2 protein-coding genes and 1 pseudogene are annotated in these 2,874 nt (G+C 31.6%); all 3 read left to right on the top strand.

Annotated elements, in window-relative coordinates; all coding sequences use genetic code 11:
• Window positions 1-1,159: DUF5702 domain-containing protein (locus tag JCM21531_RS23235; RefSeq protein ID WP_243467884.1), on the top strand; the 1,159-nt coding region annotated here is incomplete at its 5' end.
• Window positions 1,160-1,211: 52 nt separating this feature from the next.
• On the top strand, window positions 1,212-1,796 hold the full coding sequence (locus JCM21531_RS16830; protein WP_003521333.1) for a hypothetical protein: 585 nt from the start codon (window positions 1,212-1,214) through the stop codon (window positions 1,794-1,796).
• A gap of 42 nt (window positions 1,797-1,838) precedes the next feature.
• Window positions 1,839-2,810: pseudogene (locus JCM21531_RS16825) on the top strand (copper amine oxidase N-terminal domain-containing protein).
• The last annotated feature ends 64 nt before the right edge of the window (window positions 2,811-2,874 follow it).

Here is a 2,874-nt window from a genome sequence, read left to right as displayed (position 1 = left end):
TGGTGTAGGTGTACCGATAGTGCACACATTAATTATGATGGCTTGGGCAATGGCTGAGTCTTTGTTTGATGTATATTTGTTGTTAAAGGGGGAGAGTATACCAATATTTAAAACGAGAAATACATGGATAACGGATATAAAAGGACTTTCGACAACAATTACAAATGAAATTATTTATGAAGCTAAAAATAAGGCAAAAAATGCTGCAGAGCTTGTTATTGACTATACAGAGAATAAAGCAGAGGAATTTTTAGAAAAAGCTGGAATTGCCATATCAGATTATATTGACTCTAAGATAGATTTACTGGTAGATAAGGCTTTTGCTAGCATTGAAAATCCTTTTAAGGAAGGTAAATATTCTGCAGAAAATATTTTTAATGATTTAGAAGCAAGTTTAAATGTAAAAGTTGAAGGAGAAGTAGGAGATATAATGAGTGAAATTAGCAGTAAAATTCAAACTTTACTTCTCGAACAGATGAAATCTGTAGAAAATAGTACTATAGGTGATTATGTGCCTGTTACTATTCAAGGAATTGATTATACAGACTTTCTTGAAGTATACAAGAATAAAAATCTTAAAGAAGCTATAGCTGAGTTAACTGCAATGCTCGCAGAAGGGAAAGAGTTGTTTGGTTATAGTGTGGAAGAGACAAGTAAAAAAGTGAACAGTATGATTTTTAATACTATTCAGGAAGCTAAAAAGAAAGTAAAGAATAATATAAAAGCAGGAATTGAGAATTATAGAGAAAATTTGGTTAATAAGTTTAAAGAAACATTTCAAAAAGTTGCTGAGAAAGGAAAAGAAGAAGTAAATAAATTTATTGATTCTATAGGAAATACAAATGATTCAGAGGTAATGAAAACAAACCTCAAAGGGTCTTTTCTATCGATGAAATATGCTGATTATCTAAGATTATTTTTACTTTTTACAGAAAAAGAGGTGAAGATGAGAAGGATAGCTGATTTGATACAGGTAAATATGCGGACTATTTCAAGAGATAAAACTTTTAAAATGTCGGAGTGTAGTACCTATATGCGTATTGAATCTTCAGTTTCGATAAAATATTTGTTTGCAACAAAACCTTTTATTCCGAAGGAATTCAGGACTGAAGATGGAAAAAGAATAAAGTTTGATGTTATCCTATATAAGGGATATTGACATATGAAAGTTATAATTAAAAGATAATTTAAAAAGGGAAGGGATGTTGAAAATGGTTAGAGTGCGTTCAATATTAGTAGCAATGGTAATATGTGTTACGGTCTTATTAACAGCTTGTGGTGACAATGGAAAAGGGGATAATCAACCTTCTAATACACCGTCAAATGAAAAACCAATACAAAGTACACAGGAGATAAAAAATGGAAAAGAAAAAACTAATGCGGAAAAATTTTTGGATTATGTTATAGAGGCTGCTTATTTAAGGAAATTTACTGAAACTGGTGATTATGCAGGAATTGCGGTTACATTACATGATATATACAAAGAGGATATTGTTAATCCTTATACCGGAGGTAAAAGGTTATATGTTATGAATAGAACAAGAAGTTATATGAAAAATAGTAGTGCATCTATAACAGGAAGCCTAGGCGTAGATTGTGTAGTAATAGATGATTATATGACTGATTTAAAAGAAATAGACACAAATGAAGTTGTTTATTGTGTAAATCAGGAAAGTAAAGGGATGGTTATTGGATTTATATTTAAAGATGGTGTATACATATATGAAATTGACGAAAATGGCAATAAAATAAATGAAATCAAGCATTTCTTTAAAAAAGAAGAAAAAGAAGAATAAAGCTTTTGTGTATGTAACATATATGTAGGAGGGAAAGCTGAAATGAAAAGAATCGCAAAAATATTAACAATAGTATTAATAGTTACATTCTTGTTATCATTACCAACATCAGCTGTTGAGCTTCCAATTCGAGTAGTGGTAAATGGAACAAAGATAAATTTCCCGGATGCAGAACCGTTTATTGATGAGAATTCAAGGACACAAGTACCAATCAGATTTGTTGGGGAAGCCTTGGGTGCGGATGTAAGTTGGGACGGAAATACAAAAAAAAGTGACAATAACATTAAACGGAAAAAAAGTAGTGCTTCAAATAGGGAATAAAAACTATGAAGTAAATGGGCAACAAAAGCAAATGGATACAGTGGCATTATTAAAAGAATCCAGAACTTTTGTTCCAGTAAGGTTTGTGAGTGAAGCGTTAGGAGCAACCGTAAAGTGGAATGCAAATATAAGAACGGTGTATATTGATATGAATGGTGATGTAGCACCTTCTCCTGAACCGACAGGGGGAACAGTGAAATATTATGACGGAATAGCATTTAATGATGTTACCGATGTTGACCAGTATGGAAGAATAAAAGTTGATAAATTAAAGGAGTTTTTGCTCAAGTTAGCGGATCAATTGAGATTTGTAAAAGAAAACGGAAAATATTATATTGAATGCACATATCCAGAAATACCAGAAGGATATAAGTGGAGTCTTGGTATTACTATCTATAACAAAGATGGAACTAACGATGGATATTCTCCAGTTGGGCGTAATCCTGAATGGTTAATACCAGCCAAAGATTCATTTAAAAAAGAAGCTACAGTTGTTACTGATATAAAAAATGTGAAGTTATTTAATATTGTAATTTCATTGGATCACGTGGAAACTGGCAGCTTGGGAATATTGAATATAGTTTACTATATGGATAAGTCAGAGATGAGAGCCAAGTTTGTACCAGAGTCAGGATTATACCTTCAGAGAATTATTCGGAAACATTTGATTTTAATAAAATGTTCCAATGGTAGAGTGAATTAGGGGGAAATGTAATGCGTAGGAGGATTTCCTATATTATATTTTTTCTGCTGATAA

Origin of the sequence: Acetivibrio straminisolvens JCM 21531 (genome assembly GCF_000521465.1) — a bacterium.
Lineage (GTDB): Bacteria > Bacillota > Clostridia > Acetivibrionales > Acetivibrionaceae > Hungateiclostridium > Hungateiclostridium straminisolvens.
Note: the sequence above shows the minus strand (reverse complement) of the source record. Positions and strands in the feature narration are given on the sequence as shown.

Coding starts and splice junctions, on each gene's coding strand:
- JCM21531_RS16830 (WP_003521333.1), top strand. CDS start 1,212: ATGGTTAGAGTGCGTTCAATATTAGTAGCAATGGTAATATGTGTTACG.